The 17,420-nt window shown below is 55.6% G+C and carries 14 protein-coding genes; 5 read left to right on the top strand and 9 right to left on the bottom strand.

Annotation, left to right across the window (positions count from 1 at the left end):
• The first annotated feature begins 111 nt into the window (after nt 1–111).
• Both ABJK56_RS20370 and ABJK56_RS20365 read left to right on the top strand, forming a co-directional pair.
• A complete protein-coding gene (locus ABJK56_RS20370) occupies nt 112–1,617 on the top strand; it encodes a metallophosphoesterase (RefSeq protein ID WP_347246528.1) in 1,506 nt (501 codons plus the stop codon).
• Between the two features lie 71 nt (nt 1,618–1,688).
• Nucleotides 1,689–2,603: an NAD(P)-dependent oxidoreductase gene (locus tag ABJK56_RS20365; RefSeq protein WP_347246527.1), complete on the top strand. Its 915-nt coding sequence runs from the start codon at nt 1,689–1,691 to the stop codon at nt 2,601–2,603.
• 46 nt (nt 2,604–2,649) lie between these two features.
• Here ABJK56_RS20365 and ABJK56_RS20360 read toward each other — a convergent pair whose 3' ends face one another.
• From ABJK56_RS20360 to ABJK56_RS20340, 5 genes are all read right to left on the bottom strand, one after another.
• The gene (locus ABJK56_RS20360) at nt 2,650–3,153 is read right to left on the bottom strand and encodes a hypothetical protein (protein WP_347246526.1); all 504 of its coding nucleotides are present in this window, start codon (nt 3,151–3,153) and stop codon (nt 2,650–2,652) included.
• Between the two features lie 76 nt (nt 3,154–3,229).
• Nucleotides 3,230–5,413, bottom strand: a complete 2,184-nt coding sequence (locus ABJK56_RS20355; RefSeq protein ID WP_347246525.1) for a hypothetical protein — start codon at nt 5,411–5,413, stop codon at nt 3,230–3,232.
• A 190-nt stretch (nt 5,414–5,603) separates the two neighbouring features.
• Nucleotides 5,604–6,908, bottom strand: coding sequence for a Gfo/Idh/MocA family oxidoreductase (locus ABJK56_RS20350; protein ID WP_347246524.1), 1,305 nt, complete (start codon nt 6,906–6,908; stop codon nt 5,604–5,606).
• Nucleotides 6,909–7,115: 207 nt separating this feature from the next.
• Nucleotides 7,116–8,759 carry a hypothetical protein gene (locus tag ABJK56_RS20345; RefSeq protein ID WP_347246523.1) on the bottom strand — a complete coding sequence of 548 codons (1,644 nt, stop codon included), beginning with the start codon at nt 8,757–8,759 and terminating at the stop codon, nt 7,116–7,118.
• 98 nt (nt 8,760–8,857) lie between these two features.
• Nucleotides 8,858–9,592 carry a glycosyltransferase family 2 protein gene (locus ABJK56_RS20340; protein ID WP_347246522.1) on the bottom strand — a complete coding sequence of 245 codons (735 nt, stop codon included), beginning with the start codon at nt 9,590–9,592 and terminating at the stop codon, nt 8,858–8,860.
• A 451-nt stretch (nt 9,593–10,043) separates the two neighbouring features.
• Here ABJK56_RS20340 and ABJK56_RS20335 point away from each other — a divergent pair, with 451 nt between their 5' ends.
• Nucleotides 10,044–11,060, top strand: a complete 1,017-nt coding sequence (locus ABJK56_RS20335; RefSeq protein ID WP_347246521.1) for a 2-hydroxyacid dehydrogenase — start codon at nt 10,044–10,046, stop codon at nt 11,058–11,060.
• A 175-nt stretch (nt 11,061–11,235) separates the two neighbouring features.
• On the opposite strand, the gene ABJK56_RS20330 is transcribed toward ABJK56_RS20335, so the two are convergent.
• The 3 genes from ABJK56_RS20330 to ABJK56_RS20320 form a co-directional block, all read right to left on the bottom strand.
• On the bottom strand, nt 11,236–12,216 hold the full coding sequence (locus ABJK56_RS20330; protein ID WP_347246520.1) for a fused MFS/spermidine synthase: 981 nt from the start codon (nt 12,214–12,216) through the stop codon (nt 11,236–11,238).
• Nucleotides 12,217–12,392: 176 nt separating this feature from the next.
• Complete coding sequence (locus ABJK56_RS20325; RefSeq protein ID WP_347246519.1) at nt 12,393–13,076, bottom strand: fused MFS/spermidine synthase; 684 nt, start codon at nt 13,074–13,076, stop codon at nt 12,393–12,395.
• Nucleotides 13,077–13,515: 439 nt separating this feature from the next.
• Nucleotides 13,516–14,292: a hypothetical protein gene (locus ABJK56_RS20320; protein ID WP_347246518.1), complete on the bottom strand. Its 777-nt coding sequence runs from the start codon at nt 14,290–14,292 to the stop codon at nt 13,516–13,518.
• 306 nt (nt 14,293–14,598) lie between these two features.
• Between ABJK56_RS20320 and ABJK56_RS20315 the strand changes: the two genes are divergently transcribed.
• Both ABJK56_RS20315 and ABJK56_RS20310 read left to right on the top strand, forming a co-directional pair.
• The gene (locus ABJK56_RS20315) at nt 14,599–15,651 is read left to right on the top strand and encodes an enolase C-terminal domain-like protein (protein ID WP_347246517.1); all 1,053 of its coding nucleotides are present in this window, start codon (nt 14,599–14,601) and stop codon (nt 15,649–15,651) included.
• A 48-nt stretch (nt 15,652–15,699) separates the two neighbouring features.
• Nucleotides 15,700–16,185 carry a hypothetical protein gene (locus ABJK56_RS20310; protein ID WP_347246516.1) on the top strand — a complete coding sequence of 162 codons (486 nt, stop codon included), beginning with the start codon at nt 15,700–15,702 and terminating at the stop codon, nt 16,183–16,185.
• A gap of 40 nt (nt 16,186–16,225) precedes the next feature.
• On the opposite strand, the gene waaC is transcribed toward ABJK56_RS20310, so the two are convergent.
• Nucleotides 16,226–17,275, bottom strand: a complete 1,050-nt coding sequence (gene waaC / locus ABJK56_RS20305; RefSeq protein WP_347246515.1) for a lipopolysaccharide heptosyltransferase I — start codon at nt 17,273–17,275, stop codon at nt 16,226–16,228.
• Between the last annotated feature and the right edge of the window lie 145 nt (nt 17,276–17,420).

Genomic DNA, 17,420 nt, shown 5'->3' with positions numbered 1-17,420 from the left:
GTCGGATGCAAAACCTGGAACCTGCGGCTGCTCGCGTGTAGGGGTGGTGTCACCTTCCCACAAAGAAAGAGCATTTCACAGTAACATAATGAACTCAAATTTCGGACGAGAATGACTACTTTTCTGATATTTTTGCTTCTATTGGCAGTTCTCGGGCATATAACCATCTGGGCCGCGCTTTGGAATAGGCTGCATGGCTTTGGACTTTCTTTTGGCGTTTGCAGTTGGGTTACAGCGCTGCTTGTCGCCATCGGGGCTGTGGTTCCCACGACCCTGATAACCCTCATTCTGGAGGGGGATTTGCCACTCCTTTTCCTGACACAAAGCGATGTCGAACGCTCTCAGGTCGGACTCTATGGTGCGGTGGCGGCTAACCTTTACATCGGAGCCTGTCTTCTGGCGCTCCCATTTGCCATCGGATGGCGGATCTGGCGCAACCTCCGACGCCCTCCCGCGGTGTTGAAATCCTCGGCATGTGAGCTTCTCTTCGATCTTGCGCCGGTCTTGAAATCGCGGAGTGGTCTTCGTGCCCGGGCGCGTGCAGGTGCCATCCAATTCCTCGGCCTTGTTGGACGAAGGAAGGCATTATTGCGAACAACTGGCTGGCGAAAGGCTGCCCAACAGGAGAGCATCCCCTGCAATTCCTGGCAACTGTCTGGAGACGCGGCTTTCCCTATCGGAGTCGAACAACCCGGGGGAGCACGGGAAACAGGATGCTCGGGGATCTGTTCGGAGGTCGGGCAAGCCAGAATTTCGGGAGCTGTTTTTCACAAAAACACGCCGAAAAGCCCACCCAGACGCCACCATCCCAGCAGTCTCCTGTTTTTACCCGGCAATGAATCTCTTGCCTGTCACCGGGTGGAGCTGGCGCTGTCGCTGCCTGAGTTGCCTTCGGCCCTGAATGGTCTGCGGATTGTCCAGCTCTCCGACCTCCATTTCGTTGGCAGGATTCCTGACGAGTTTTACCAACTTGTGGTGGAGCACAGCAATCGGTTTGAGCCCGACCTAGTCTTGATCACCGGAGATATCGTCGATCGCAAGGAGTGCATTCCTCAAGCGCAAAAAATTCTGGCTCCCTTGCGGGCAAAGTCGGGAGTTTTTTTCATTCTGGGAAATCACGACCTCCGTGCAGGTGTCGAGAACGTTCGCACAGCTCTTACCGAGATCGGGTTCAAGAATGTGGGCGGGAGGGTGGAACAGTTAAGTCTTAATGGAACGGCCATTCTGGTGGGCGGAAATGAGCTGCCGTGGCTGGGACCGGCCCCATCGTACCCGTGTCATGATTCAGTCCATAAGACGCCCCACTTCCGGCTTCTGCTGGCCCATACACCGGACCAGTTTTATTGGGCGATTCGCAATAAGATTCACCTCATGTTTGCCGGCCACACACACGGTGGACAGGCATGCCTGCCCTGGCTAGGGCCGATTATCGCGCCAAGCGCCTACGGCATTCGCTACGCGCAGGGGCTGTACCACAAGCCTCCCACGACGATGTACGTGAGTCGTGGCATCGGTGGTGAATTCCCTCTTCGCTACTTTTGCCCACCCGAGATCACCTGCCTGACGCTCTTCAGCGAAACGTCGGGTTCCGAAACGGCGCCGATCCGATTAAGCTGAATCCGTTACACAATTCACAAAAAACTCCGTTGGGCATTTGCGGATGCGATCTGGTATTGGAGGAGCTAGGTATGTGTTCCGCGCAACCGGCTGGAGACCAGGAATTTGGTTTTATCGGGATCGGCCAAATGGGTCAGGCGATGGTCGCCAACTGGCTGGCTCTAGGATATCGCGTTCACGTGTATAACCGAACACGGGATAAGATCCTTCCCCTTCTCGAAAAAGGAGCGATTGAAGCAACCTCACCCGCCGACGCGGTCGTGCCCGGAGGGCTTGTGATGAGCTGCGTCTCGGACGATCAGGCTCTCCTTTCGATTTTTGACGATGGAGAGATATTCCGACGACTTGGTCCGCAGGGCATTCACGTCTCGATGAGCACAATTTCTCCCCGAACTGCGCGTGTGCTGGCAGACAAACATCAGCAGTTGGGCGGAACCTACCTGGCCTCCCCGGTGATGGGCCGACCCGACACTGTGGCCGCGAAACGCCAGACCTTCTACATATCCGGACCGGCTGCGGCACGCCAGCGTGTCAAGCCGTTGCTTCAGGCCATTAGCCGCCAGGTGTTGGAGTTGGGTGACCGTCCCGAATCTGCCCACGTGGCCAAACTTGCCTCGAACTTTCTTATCGCAACGGTCGTGGAGTCGCTCTCCGAGGCGTTCGCCTTTGTCGAAAAGAATGGTTTGCCACCGGAAACCTTTTTCGACACGATCACCGAATTTCTTTTCGACTGTTTCATCTACAAAGGATATGGCCGCCATCTCCTGAGCGGTCAATTCCGTGACCCCCTCTTTCGTCTTCAGCTTGGTCTGAAAGACATCAATCTTTCCCTCCAGTCGGCCGCCGATTCGAGGACGCCGATGCCGTTTTTGAGCCTTCTGCGTGACCGCTACCTTGCTGCTTTGGCCCAGGGATATGGTGATTGGGACTGGACAGCGATCGCGCTCGAGGTGCGACGTCAGGCAGGGCTGTTGCCATCGCAATAATCGTTTTTTGCGTCAAAGCTGAGAACGCTCCCCGTTGGTCGTCTGTTCAGTGGGATGGCGAGTCGAACCAGCCGGGAAGTCCGCGAAACATTACGTGAAGGCCCCCCACAAGGATGAAAGCGAAGAGGGTCCAGTTCAATTTGTCCAAAAGGCCTCCCATCACAACCCACAGTAGCACCGCCAAAAGACAGGACACAAAAAAGGCATAAGCCGCCACTGCGGAGTTGGCGTCGGTCCGTCCCAGTTGTTTTCCGGTTTCCATCATCACAAAGGCCGCCACCGCCCCCAGAACAAAACGATGAACGTCGGAAACTTGGTCAAGCCATTCCGCGAGGTGTCCCCCATCAAGAAAATCGCTCGAAACAAGAAACACGAGAATGACGATGGGCAGCAGTCCGCCCACTGCACGGCGAATGGCCCCTGATGTCGTTTTGGCGCAGCGGACCAAAAAGAACAACAGCGAGACAAGATAGATAAACAGGCCGACCACAACGGCTGGGTACATAACGTACACAAAAAACGCACGAAGAATGTTACGGATTGATTCCATGGCGACATCCCCGTCGGCCGTTTTATCATCGTGAATTAACAGAAGGGCAACACGCTCACGAAGACCCTTTCATCGGTCAACGCTCGACGGTGAGCAAATACCAGGTTACCGGCTGGCCGCCCAGCGCGATCTTCCAGCCTTCGTCTGTAGGGGATGCCTGGAAAGCTGGGCCCAGTGGTCTGCCGTTCGCGTCCAATGGTTGGCAATCAATTCGTTTCGCGTTCCATTCCTTGAGTTCCAGCTCACCCCGGACTACCTCAATCACGGTTGGAGCGTTTCCCCAGTCTTCCAGAGTCGTACGCTCGGTGTTCCATTTCTGCCCGGTATTCTCGACCCGTGACGTCGCAGTGAGCAAAAGTCGACCCGCTTCGGTCAATGGATGATCATCAAGCGAGCAGATGGTAATAGCCGCGAACTCATTTTCAACCTTGACACCCAGTTGCGAGGGTCGCTCCGGAATCTCTTTGAGATGCCCGACGACAGCTTTCCATCGGGGACTGTCTACCACCACTAGACCGGCTGTTCCACGCTTCACATACCATTTGATTTGCTGGGTATCGGCAACGACCGGGTTCTCGTCGGAAAAAGGAATCTCACTAAACGGCGGCCCATCAAAGGAAGCCACTCGCACCGCATGCTTCAGCGGCAAAGCTTGCGGAAAGCCTGGCGTGAAAAACGGCATCAGGTCTCGACGGCCGGTCAAGCGGATGCTCTCTCGCACTTGTTCGGGAGTGTATGTTCTAGTCACGAATTCTCGGGCGGTTTGCACGTCTCCCCGTACAAAAGCCAGGCTGCACGCCGCGAGTTGTGTCATCTTCACTGGATCAAACGCCAGATCGAAATGGCCTGCGATCCGCGGCTCCTTCCCCACCACTTGTTGATGGGTGAGCGTGTACCAGAAAATACCATCCCAGTCCTGAAACGCTCCGTAGGCAGCGAGAATGGGAATACCTTCGCAAGCGTATTGATGGGGAAACGGATGATTGACCTCCGAAACCGTGTAGGGCTTGTTCATTAAGGGCGTTCGGGCCAGTTGAACAACCGTGGAATGTAAAGGATCCACCACCATCGGTGTGTTTGGTATTCGGAAGCCTATCGTGCGACCGGTCTGCGGATCGCGAATATACGACGGATGCTGCCAGTAAACATGACCGTCCACGATATCCAGCAGAGACGTCCCCACGACGATCGGGTAACCTGTGTGTCCATGCCCGTGATCACTATTTCCAATGAGGAGCTGTTTTACACCGATCTCCTCTTTTAAGTAACGTTTCATACTGAGGAAATATTCCTTTTCTACCGCCATGTAGAATTGTGCTTCAGTATGAAACCGCAATGGCGAGGCCCTGGCAAACTCCGCCGGGCGAAGTCGGGGGATAAGTTCTCCTTCGTCAACCCCGGCCTCCTCGGCTATCTGCCTTCGAACTTCCGGGGTGACATTCTTTTGAAGCCACGCGTTGTAGAGCTTCGTGAGATCCTCGGCGTAGCTTTTGGTGATATCCGTCCAGGTACCCGGATTCTTCCGTGTATTGAGTCCCTGAAGCCGCCCATCCATCCAGGCTTCGACCAGGGAATTCTCATTGACGAACTCGATGAGTGCCACACCCGGTTCATTTCGATACTCGTTCCCCGTGTAAGGATTGCGATGCGTCAGCAGTTGCTGCGCGTACTCGCGTTGCAATTCTAAAAGTCTCGGATCAAAATACGTGAGACCTTTGGCAAATCCCAAATACTCATAGTCCTTGACACCGTCACCCGGTTTGTAACTGCGTGCGACATTGAGATTCAAATCGACATAAATTCCATTCTCTTTGAGTTGATAAATGATATAGTCCAGGCGATCCACCATCTCAGGATCGAGCTGGCGAGTATCGTCCCGATTGGCCGCGATGATACCGTTCGGAGCTGGTCTGTCGAAAAAGTGGAACCGCACGCAGTTGATCCCCCAGCGGGCCAGCCGGCGTGCGATGATCGGTGCGTCTTCTTTTGGCGGTAGGCAACCCTGGCCGGAAAAATTGACGCCCCAAAAGCGGATCCTCTCGCCCGACGCCGTGGCCAGATGGCCGTCTTTAACCGTGATGAACCCGTCCTTTCCGGCAGGTTTCTCAAGGAGGAACGATAGATCGATCAAACTGTCTCCCGCATCCCAGGAGACCGCGCAGGGAGCGAATTCCTCAGCCGAGGGACCCGCCTGTTCAAAAAGGGTGGGCACCACAAACACCACCAGGAGCACTCCGACAACCGACGCAGGTTTAAGCATACACAATTTCCCCCTGACAAACGCACATTAAAAATGTGCCTGCTTCAACAGACCAGCACGATTACGGAGTTATCACAGCACACAAATTCTTTCTAACTTACTATTGGCATGTTTCTTTGCGAAATATACACGTCGATTATGGTGCGGACGTGCCTGTTTATTACTTGTACCTTAATGCCATTTTCACTTGCTAATCGAGTGACCAGGGTTTTCGATACTCGTAGTGGAGCATCTGATTGGCCTCTTCGTTATTCGTAAAACGTTCTTTCTCGGCGTCCCATTCCAGGCGAGCGCCAACTGCCAGCGATATATTGGCGATTAAACTGCATGTAGTAGAACGATGTCCGATCTCCACGTCGGCATTGGGGAGCTGGCGGCTTCTCATACAATCCAGGAAATTCCGCGCGTGGTCGACGGTCATGTCGTTTTCGCCGGCAGGCACCTGGACACGGATAGGGTCCATCCGTGGACTGGGATCCTGGAACTGTCCACCACGCTCGGGGATGATTTCGAACTTCGTGCCCCCGATATACGCAGCGCCCAGCGTACCACGGAGTTCCAGCTCGCCCTGGGCCAGTGCCGGCACCCCGGAGGCCTCGTACTGTCCAAAAATTGCCAATCGCCCCGAGGCAAATTGGAAGACCGCTTCCATCGTGTCGGGAATCGTGCGATCGTCATCCACAGCAAATCGTCCCCCCATCGCACAGACAGAGGACGGAGCCAACTCGTCGGTCAACCAGCGAATGGCATCCAGATAGTGCACTCCCCAATTCGCCATTTGCGATGAATAAAGATGCCACCACCGGAATTTGTAAGGGGCAATTGTCTCCTGAAAAGGTCGTTCCGGACGAGGCCCCAGCCAGAGGTCCCAGTGAAGTCCCGGAGGTGGAGCGGACGGTGTTGCTTTGCCGATTCCCTTGGGATACATGTTGCTGAGCCGATACGCCCGGGAAACCGTCACTTTGCCAATTTTTCCGGAGTGTACAAGCTCGTACAGCTGGGCGTACAGTTTGGAAGACCGTCGATGCGTGCCAACCTGAACGATCCGCTGGTACTTGCGGGCGGCTTCGACCATTTTCCGTCCTTCCACCACCGTGATGGAAAGCGGCTTCTCCACATAAACGTCTTTACCTGCCCGGCACGCCCAAACGGTTTGAATCGCGTGCCAGTGGTCGGGCGTCGCGATCACCACCCCGTCCACATCGTTCCGATCGAGAACCTTTCGGAAATCGATTGTCGTGTCGGCTTTACGCGGGAGTTTTTGCTGGGCTCGATCAAGGTAGGGTTCATAGACATCACAGAGGACCGCCACCTCCATGTCCTCATGCTTGAGAAAGGCATCCAGAAGCTGACTGCCCCGATTTCCCACACCGATAAACCCCAGGCGGATTCGGTCATTGGCCCCCAGAACACGGGAACGACTCACGGCCGACCAGGCCAAAGCGCCAATACCAAGTTGGGAAAACGCACGTCGAGTCATTTCAAATTGCGACATGATTTCTCCTCCGATGTACACGGGCAGTCATGTAAGATTTTCCCATTAAACCCATCCCGCTGCTTGTATAAGAGATGGGATAACGGTTTTTCTCGTGAAGGAAACTCAACAAGATGCTACTCTTCGAGAGAAGGCACCGTCAAGCGACCCGACCTGGTTATCACGTCCGCAAACTTGTTGAGGTCCGCGGGGAATCCGGCCATTTCTCTAGCGGGCAACGGTTTGGACGGCCGCTGCGTAAAACCTGGTTAATTGTTCTTCAGGATACAGACAAAAGGCCCAATCGCGAGCCGCCAGGATGTGCTTTATTTTTAACTTTTCCCGTGTTTCGTTGAGAAGCTGTAACAGGCGTTGCCGTTCATCCTCCACAAACGGCTGTAGCGCCTGGTTGATTTCACGTATGCGACGATAACGATGGGCAGCGCTCTCTGGGGTAATCGCTGTATTGATCCACTGCCATTTTTCTTCAATCAGCTTTTCTACAACTCGTCGTGCATCTGGCGGCAACGCCGCCAAAGAGATGTGTTTTTCTGGATGAAACTCCAGGTCGCGGAGCTGAACTCGCATCGCCCGTTCGTCCGACTCGTCCACCGAGGGCCGCGCCACGGGGAGAAACAGGGTTCCCGTTGCCGTCGCATAGGCGGGCGGATCGATCTTTAAAAAGTCGCGAATGATGGCATCCGTGACCTGATCGTATTTCGCCCCGCCCAAACCGTGAATAAAGAAGTCGCTCAAGAAGCAACGGGCCCACAGGGTTGTGATTACCGCCCGCCCACGAATTCGGCGGCCGCTTTTTTCCAACTCAGAAGCCCAATCGGCCAGCCAGCCAGGATCGCTCAAACGAACATCCGGAATGCGGGTTCGCCAGTGAGCCAGATCGGAGAGCTCCACACAGTTCCCGGAATGCCGCGTGAACACTCGCTGACGGTAAGGCGATTCCAACGACCATGTCCAAAACGGCACTTCATTCCAACCATCAGCCTCGATCAGATGTGGAAACGGATGGGATCGGGATCGCAACCGATGGGCTCGCCTGTACGCGTCCACGGCCCGATTGTGGAGCATCAGGAATCGCCGGGCTTCCAACCAGATATGCGCAGCCAGAATCAGGAAGCTCGGCAATCGGCACAGCCAGCTTTGGGGGACTTCCAGCGTTTGCCATCCCCACAGCGATTCCTGGCGATGTCTTCCAATAGCGATGGCATGGGCCAATCGCGGACTCACCTCGAGACTTTCACGAACGAGCGACCAGAATTTGCCGATAAGGGGATTCGGCACAAGACCTCGAACCGCCCGGCACACAGCCGCGTCAAATTCCGTAAAAACTTCCCTGCTAACAACGGGCCTTTCTTCATAGGGCCACCCGCACGGACCTTCATCCAGAGGTATGTATGCCATTCTGGGTTGCTCGGGCACTCCCGATGGAACCGGAACGGCAAGGCCTTTGAGCACGTCACTGTCCACAATCATGTGGATGGTGATCGCTGGACCATTCTGCGTTACGCCGTCAAGCACAGCATTTTTCAGCCACACACCGGGGTGAAAAAGCTCGGGCTGATGGCCCGTGATATAAATAGGAGGCAAACCATTTGCGGTTGCGGTCTCAGGGAATTCCACCGATCGGTATCTTCCGGTCCAGCGGCGGGCCGCCGTCAGCATCTCCTGTCGGGCCCGCACGGCGAGTTCGGACAACGAAAAGCCAAACACGCGTGCTGAATTCCTGGTCAGAGCATAGCGGTTTGCTTCGGCCAGCGATCCCCAGTGGAAAAGCTCCGGCCAGAGCAAAATACCGCCGTCTTCCGTGGGAGCGCGGAGTTTCGCGTGAGGCGATTTGTCCATCGTGAGGCTCATCGTTGTCAACGTTTCCAAACAAACAGCAGCGGTTGGCACACTCCAGGGCTTGCTAAAAGTTAGCGCGTCATTGCGAAATGCTCAGCCACCTAGACACGTTAAATGAGTGAACTCTTGGATAAATCATCCAGTCCCGCCCGCTGTAGGCTGCGTTCCAGCACTGCCCGATAGACAGCCAGACGGGTTTCCGCCTGATCCAGCGCCCCTCCGAATGCCCGTTCCTCCTCCAGATAGATCAAGGGAACCGGTATTTCAATAATACGCAACCCGTGTTTGACGGCCTGCACCCAGAACTCGATTGGCATCGCATACCCGTTTTCGGTTAAATCTAGCTTGCGGAGGGCCTCTGTGCGATAGGCCTTGAATCCGCAGAAGGCGTCAGTCAAATGGAGTCCCAACCGTCGATTCAACTCGGCGGTGATCACCTCATTGATCCGGCGCCGATCGGGAGGAGGCTCAGTGTCGCTGGGAAATCTCTTCAGGTATCGGCTGCCAGACACCACATCCACTTCGGGAGTGCACGCCGCTACAAACTCCGGAATACGGTGCGGCTCGTGTTGGCCGTCACAGTCAATTGTGACGAGTACCTCGTAACCCTGGTCCACGGCATAGGTGAACGCCGTCCGCAGGGCTGCTCCATAACCTCGATTCTCGGGATGACGAATCACCCTGACATTCGGAAAACTCTTCAAAACTTCCCCTGTTCCGTCCGTCGATCCATCATCCACGACCAGAATATTCGAGGAAAACCTGGCCACTGTCCGGAGAACATCTCCAATGTGGCGGGCCTCGTTATAAACTGGTAAAGCCGTGAGAAAATTCTGTTGAGTCATCTCGCTGACACCGCTCTTGTCTTGTGATCGCCAAGTTACTCCATTGTCATTGTTTACCGCTCAGCTTGCTCCGCTTCGATCTTTCAATCATATGCACCCTCGCAAACCAAAAAGGATCTTCTGTTCATGAAGCCTTCCCTTTTCTGGTGTGCTCCAGCAGACAGGAGTCATCTTTCGGGACGTCTATCGGCCAAGGCTGGCAGGACCGACGACCCCGTTCCTGCTTGGCTCGGAAATGCTACGGCCGTGCGGATTTAACTTCCAGACTTTGCAGGCAGGCGACTCGTGCGTTTTTCCTTGAGAGCGCAGGTCCATAACAGGGAGCCCGACACTCGGGCACGGGATGGAAATGCGTTTGTCATCGAGAATCGCGGACACTTTTGCCGGTATACGCCCCTTGTCACATGCCAATAATAAAGGGGTTGACTCTTGATTCTCAGGGAGGTCCGCGATGAAAGTTGCCGTATTTAGCACCAAGCCGTACGACAAGGAGTTTTTGGAGGCGGCAAATCGCTCCTTTGGACACGAGCTGGTTTTTCTGGAACCCCGACTGACAAGTCAAACAGTTTCCCTTGCCAATGGCTTTCCCACAGTGTGCGTCTTCGTCAACGACGAAGTGGATGCGCGGGTGCTGCTCCATCTTCAGCGCCACGGCACGAAACATATTGCCCTCCGCTGTGCCGGTTATAACAACGTGGATCTTCAGGTTGCCGAAGAATTGGGATTTATCGTGAGTCGGGTTCCCGCCTATTCGCCCCAAGCCGTGGCGGAGCACACGATGGCCCTCATCCTGGCTCTGGCGAGGAAACTTCACAAGTCTTACAACCGGGTGCGAGAAGGGAACTTCGCATTGGACGGCCTTTTAGGCATCGACCTGGCTGGAAAGACCGCCGGGGTCATCGGAACAGGAAAAATTGGCCGACTGGTAGCCAAGCGGTTATTGGCTTTCGAATGTTCTGTCTGCGCGTTTGATTTAAAACCAGACGAAGAGCTCGTTTCCCTGGGCGTGGAGTACGTGGGGTATGATGAGCTTTTCCGTAAAAGCGACATTGTCACCCTCCATTGTCCCCTTGTACCAGCGACGTACCACCTCATTAACGAGGAAACGCTGGCCCTGATGAAGCGAGGGGTTATCCTCATCAATACCAGTCGCGGTGCCCTCGTGGACACTCAGGCTGTTATCCGCGCACTCAAATCGGGAAAGATCGGAGCCCTGGGGTTGGACGTGTATGAAGAAGAAGCGGATCTGTTCTTCGAAGATCTTTCCAACCAGGTCATTCAGGACGATGTTTTCATGCGAATGCTGACCTTCCCTAACGTCATCATCACTGGTCATCAGGCGTTTTTTACAAATAACGCCATGCAGGCCATTGCCCGAATGACCCTGGAAAATATCACCGCGGTGGAGCGTGGCGAACCTCCGCCGGGACTTCTCCGGTGGCAGGAAGCTCGGGCCATCGGGGCTTGACCAAAAACCTGGGCGCACAAGCTTTCTACCGTGCCAGCTCAACGTTTTGCACTGCAAACAGCGCAGTACGAAAAGGCTCAATGTCGCAAAGAACGGCCCTCCCGAAAACCAGGACCGCTCCGCGCTGCAGGGCGACTGTCGTCAGCACTCCGCTACCATCCGGTTGAAAAAGGAGTCAGTCTTGGGGAATGCTTCGCAGCACGTCTGTGGGCGCGTAATCGTCCGTGAGGATCGGCCCTTGCCGGATATAGTCGCCTCCGGAAGTTGCGAGTTGCGCCACTTCGGGAAGGAAGAACGAGAATTTCTTCTCAGCTTGAAGCTGTTCTGCCCGTTTTATCAATTCTTCACGAGAAATATTCTGCGGCTTCCTGCTAGCCACGACAATCACATTTCCATATCGACCATAGGCCCACTCGGATGGGAATACCCGCGCTATCGTCCGCCGTTGATAATGGTACGAGGCAAAACCGGGCTGAAGGTTGCTCACCACAACGCCGTTGGCCTCAAGAAGCCTCGCCACCAATTCCATGAACTCTTGCGTGGTGAGGTGATATGGTATGTACCCTCCTCGAAAAGCATCGAGAAAAATCATGTCGTAGCGCGCACCTTGCCCGGCGAGGCGGTTCATCTGCACCCGTGCGTCCCGAATGTACACTTTCATCCGGCTATCTTCTTGGAATCCGAAATACGCCCGGGCAACTTCCACAACGACGGGATCCAATTCGATCACATCGATCTGAACATTGGGATAGTAATGTCGAATCGCCCGAACGAGCGTCCCCCCACCTAGTCCCACAAAGAGGATGCGCTGCGGATTGGGGCAATGAATAAACCCTGCCATCATGAGTTTGTAGTAATGGAGCGGAAAATCGAGAGGATTCCGGATGTTGATGGCAGATTCTTCAAAATCAATCCCCGATCGGCGAAACTGAAGGCGACGAATATTGCCTTCCTCCACCACTCGCACATAGTGGTAGAGAGACTCCTTTTCGAAAAGGACGCGGCTTAGTTCCTGGGCAGGAACGCGCTGCTGGGGAACGGAAAGCCAGAGCCCCAGCGCCGCCACAATCAGACCGAGGGAGGTAACCGAAAGCCTGGCTCTAACCCGGATGAACTGTGTCCGGAAATCCCTTTTTTCGCAGTCGGAACCACTCACGTGATAAGTCTCCCGCCAGCCATGAGGCATTCTATCTGCCAGGGAAATATGGTCTGTTTATCGCTCCATTTCGTTGTGCCATGGGGCAATCGGGTACAGTGAGTATTACCCTAACACAATACTCATGCTTACTTTCAAATAATACTCCTATCGCCTATACAGACTTCTGGTCTATTTCATTTCTTGATTAACTCCGGCAAATCACCCCATTGGGCAAGCGATCCCGCTCCTGAATCAGCCACAGCAGCCTTTTTTGTTCGCGAGCCCACCACCGAAACCACCACCAGAACTAGCCCCAAAGCTCCCAGCACACCTGCCCCTGCAAACAAACAGTGCCGAATTCCCAAACTCACAATCAGGTAAAACGCGGTGTGAATGCATCCCAGAAAACTGCCCACGGTGGATATGGCGTAGAGCGTCCCGGCACTTGCACCGGATTTCTCCACACTTGTGGTCAGCAACCGGATGCAGTAGGGTGAAACCATCCCCAGCAGCGTGCTGGGCAGGAAAAACAGCGCTGCCGCGGCGGCCAGTGCTCCGTAGCGTTCATTCCACTCCAGGGCTGCAAACCAGCCGCTAATCTCAGGATACCAAAGCGCGACAGGGACAATGCTCAGAGCAGCGGCCAGGATCACTCCGGCGAGGACCGCGACTAACGGCCATCGGGACGAAGCCCAACCGCCAATCAAGTATCCGGTGCTCAGCGAAAGCAAAAAGACGCCGATCACGCTTCCCCACACAAAAACGCCGCTCCCGAAGTCTGGAGAAAGTACGCGCCCGCCGAGAATCTCGAGGCCCATCATCACCCAGCCGCATACGAATGCGGTCACATATAGCAACAACGAGCGCAGTTGCAACATGCGCGGCAAACCCTGTCGCCAAAAGTCGGGGAAGGCGGTCCGGAAGGAACAATATCCCGAAATTACTCCGTCCGCATCCGCGCGTCAACGCGCCCACTGGCTGAAGTTTTCCCACGCTGCAGGCGGATGAGGACACGAGGAATAGAGAAAAGGTAAGTTTTTGCGGCGTCGTCTGGAAAACTGGTTGAGCGTCTTTTGCAGGCCCCCGTCGCGACATCCTCGTTCAAAACCAGGTTGCAGGGGCAATTCATGAGTGGCACCTCCTGGTGGTCAAATGGGAGAAAAATGAAAACAGGCGGCCGATATCCTCGACCGCCAGCCGATATCATCTAACCTGCTGAGGAAATTGAATCCTGGAACCGTTCCGTGTTGAAAATTATTCCAAATAACGTCAGCGAGTGCCCCGGTGGTCAGAATGTGATCTCGCAAGTCAAGGACGCTATTCTGTCTTGCCGAGGGCTTCCGGATGGAAGACAGCGTGACAGTCGTCGCACGTTTTGGCGAGGGCGGTCACGGCTTTTTCGGCTCCCGCCGCATCCTTGGCCTTCGCTGCTTTATTGATTTGAGCCGCTGCATCTCGCATGGCTGCACAGAACTGGAACCACTGCTCCGCGTTTTCGGGCTTGTTGGTTTCATCCAGATTCGCCATACTTCCCTGGGCAATGGCAGCGATCACGGCTGAGTCCACTGCGATAACCTCCGCCTGCCGTTCGAACCGCCGCATGTTGCGCTTCAGCCGGGAGTTCACAAGGGGAACCTGTTCCATCAATTCCTTCAGAGAGGCCACCTTTTCCCACTTTAGGCCGTTTGGATCCCCGACGGAGGATTTAGCCGCCTCAAGCGCCCCCAGCGCTTTCTTGGCCGACGCGTAGTCCTTGGCTGCGGCAGCCGAGAGCTCCCGAGCAGCCTTGATCAGCGCCGGCGCGGCGGCCTTATAGGGCGTATTCTCATCGTGAAGCCCCAGCACCAGGGCAAGCACGGCAATTGTTTCTGCGTCCTTGATCACCTTCGCCTGCAAATCTTTGAAATCTTCCTGAGACTCGAGGATGTCGGCAATGCCGGCGATGTAGTCATCCACCGCCTTCACGAGATCGGCAGCCGGCGCATAAGTCGATGCTTTTGGTGCTGGGGGAATATCTGCGCCACAAGCCGTCATCCCAATGTTCACAGCAAGAAAACCAATCGCAGCACCGATCGTCAGCACGACACGTCGCATGAATTAGCCTCCTCATCATTCAGGTGGGACATACCAACGTCTCAAGCGGGGTGATTGACTTCTGTCAACGTGATTCTAATACGGTACCCGACCCGTGAGCGGTTCGCCGTCCCCGCTTTCAAATTCTCCTTTCGTGAAGTTTAAGTGCGGCTCGCCGCTACTCACCGCATATCTAGGCTAACAGCACGCACTCGAAAAAATATTCCGGGTGTGCTATCCTGGCTAGTGTCCTCAAGGGACAGACTGGTGTCAAGGATCGCTGGCGAATCATACAGTGAATCGTCGAGGGAGAGGTGCCGCCGGACCATGCGGCTGTGCGACATCGAATTTCTTCTGACCAAATTGGGTCCACTGACTCAGGGCATTTCGGATCGGCTCGTTCTGGTCCGCGTGCAAACTGACGAGGGCGTGGATGGTTGGGGTGAAGCACCTCTGCCGTGGCGAGTGAGTGAACTGGCTCGGCGACGGGAACAGCTCCTTCCCACCCTGGCGGGGAGAAACATCCTGGACATTGCCGAGTTGGCCGAGCTGGACGTGCTGCTCCCCCCTTTGCGTGCAGCGATCGAAATCGCCTGCTATGACGCAGCGGGAAAGACCCTGGGACAACCCGTCGCCCGGTTCTGGGGCGGCTTTTATCGCCACCAGGTGCCGGTAGGTCAGTTCGTGGGCGACATGGATGACGAAGAAATCCTCAGGCAGGTTCAAAGAATGTACGACAAAGGGGTCACCTGTTGGATCCTGGGCACGAGCGGACAAATCTCCCAGGATGTTGAAGTACTCCGCGCCATTCGAGATCAGTTCGGGGAAGCGATTCAGATCCGCGTGGACGCCCGCCGGAAGTTCGACTTCACCGCTGCTGTGCACCTTTGCCTTCAGATGGAATCCCTTGGCATTCACTGCCTCATTGATCCATTGGCCACGAATTACTGGCAGACTTACCGGCGGCTCCAGCAAGAATCACCGATCCCCCTCGCCATTTGTCGGGGATTGAAATCGCTGCGGGACGTATGGGCGGTATGCCACTGCGGGGCCGCTCGGCATCTGATCTTGGATATTCATGAGCTGGGTGGACCTCTGGCCATCCGCGATGCTGTCGCCGTTGTCCACGCGGCACAACTCGACGTCTCTCTGGCAATACCAGCGTCGCTGGGCATCGGGTTGGCGGCGGCGCTCCACCTGGGAGCAGCGTTGCCTCCCCTCGTGCATGCCCACAGCGCATGGCAATATTCTGAGGACCCCACAACCATCCACCAGTTCGCTGTGAAAAACGGAATGTGGACTGTCCCTGAAGAACCGGGGCTGGGAATTCCTCTCCAGAGAGATCACTGGGAGATGCTCACTCTGGCCCGAGATTTTTGACCACTAACGGCAGATTTTTTCGAATGCGCTGATTACTAACGAGACGCAATGGGTATTTTCTTTTACCGGCTGCAGTGTCGTCACTGTGGACACACTGAGATTCTGTCGCGCCATGAGGCGGAGCGGAGACTCCAGGCGCATAAGAAGCTCCGCGCCGGTGTGCAAATCGACGAAGCACTGCTGGATGAATTGGTGCCCAACCTTCTACCGCAAACTCCCTGTCGCCAATGCGGAACAGTCCTGCTGCAGGTCACCGTTCAGCATGACGTCGGCGACTGGTCGGAACAAAAGCGGTGCATTGCGTGTGGTGGTGTCATCTCGACAGCGAGACTCGCCATGTTTCCTGAGGCAGAGATGTGCACCAAATGTCAGAGCGCTGTGGATAAGGGAGAAACCCCGGGCCCACCAGTCTTCTGCCGACGCTGCGGGAGCCCGATGCGAATCGGCACACGCCGGATCGGTGGCCGAACGCGGTATGTGTGGATATGCACGAATGAAACAGGTTGCTCTTACTGGTGCGAGAGTAACCGATGAGACCGCGCATCTGGTCGAGCGAAACTGCAAATATCAGCCATCACGCGGCTTTCCGCTCGCAGAGGAGCTTCGCACAGGCTTCACAAACCATTTCTGGTGTGATCGCCTGCATCAGGCTTTCCGGTGCTCGTCGCGGGTGACGGCCCGTGTATTTCGCCGCCCGAATCACAATGTGGCCCGGCCCATAGGGCCCCACTCGTGCGGGATCCGTTGGTCCGAAAAGCCCCACACAGGGAACGCCCAGGGCGGCCGCCATGTGAAGCGGACCTGTATCGGCGGAAATCATGAGCGACGCCCGGCGGAGAATCGCCGCCATTTGACGCAGGTCCGTACGCGGCGCCAGCCGACACGCTCCGCCTGCCCGCGCTACGATTGTTTCCGCCCAACTCCTTTCAAGCTGGTTCCCCCACAACACAAGCGTGGGCATCGCCAATGTATTCTCAAGGAATTTGGCCACGGTGGCAAACCTGTCGAATGGCCATCGCTTGCATGGCCAAGCCGCTCCCGGATTGATAACAGCAAATCGAACACCCAGCCCCAGTTCCACCAGCACGCTCTCCGCCCATGCGGCTTCTTCATGTGTTTGGGTCAGTTTGAACTCCGCACTGGTGGATTGGATGCCCAGCACCCGAAGAAGGCTCAAAAAGATTTCCACCACATGGGTCCCTTGCGCTGAGACCCGATGTGTGGCCAGCCAGGGGGCCAGTTCCCGCCCCTGAGGACGGGCGAAGCACACCCGAAAGTTTGCCCCGCTCAGCCAGGCCAAAAATGCGCTTTTGGTAAGACTTTGCACGTCCAGGGCCACATCGAAAGACCATTCCCGTAATGTGTGGCGAACTCGTCGGATGTGTTCCCACGATTTGTACCACCTTCGGGGCACCGTGAATATCTCGTCGATCGCCGGATGGCCGGCTAAAATCGGGGCGTTCCGCTCTTCCACCATCCACGCGATTTTGGCCTGCGGAAAGTGCTCACGAAGTGCACAAGCGACCGGGAGTGTGAGCACAACGTCCCCCAGTGCGCTCAGACGGACTATCAAAAACCGAGCCGTCGGAGCAACATCTACGAGCGGGGTTGACAGATGCGACACGTCTGACCTCCTCTAATTCCCCGGCCGTCTGCAGGGCGAGGCCACCCTCAGCGAACGGATGCGTTAAAATAGCGTCAATCGTCGCTGGTCATTCCGAACCTCGGCATTGTGTCAACTGTTAACGACTCTGCAGGTAAGAAAATGG

Source organism: Thermogutta sp. (assembly GCF_039793925.1).
GTDB lineage: Bacteria > Planctomycetota > Planctomycetia > Pirellulales > Thermoguttaceae > Thermogutta.
This window is presented reverse-complemented; position numbering and strand designations above follow the sequence as displayed.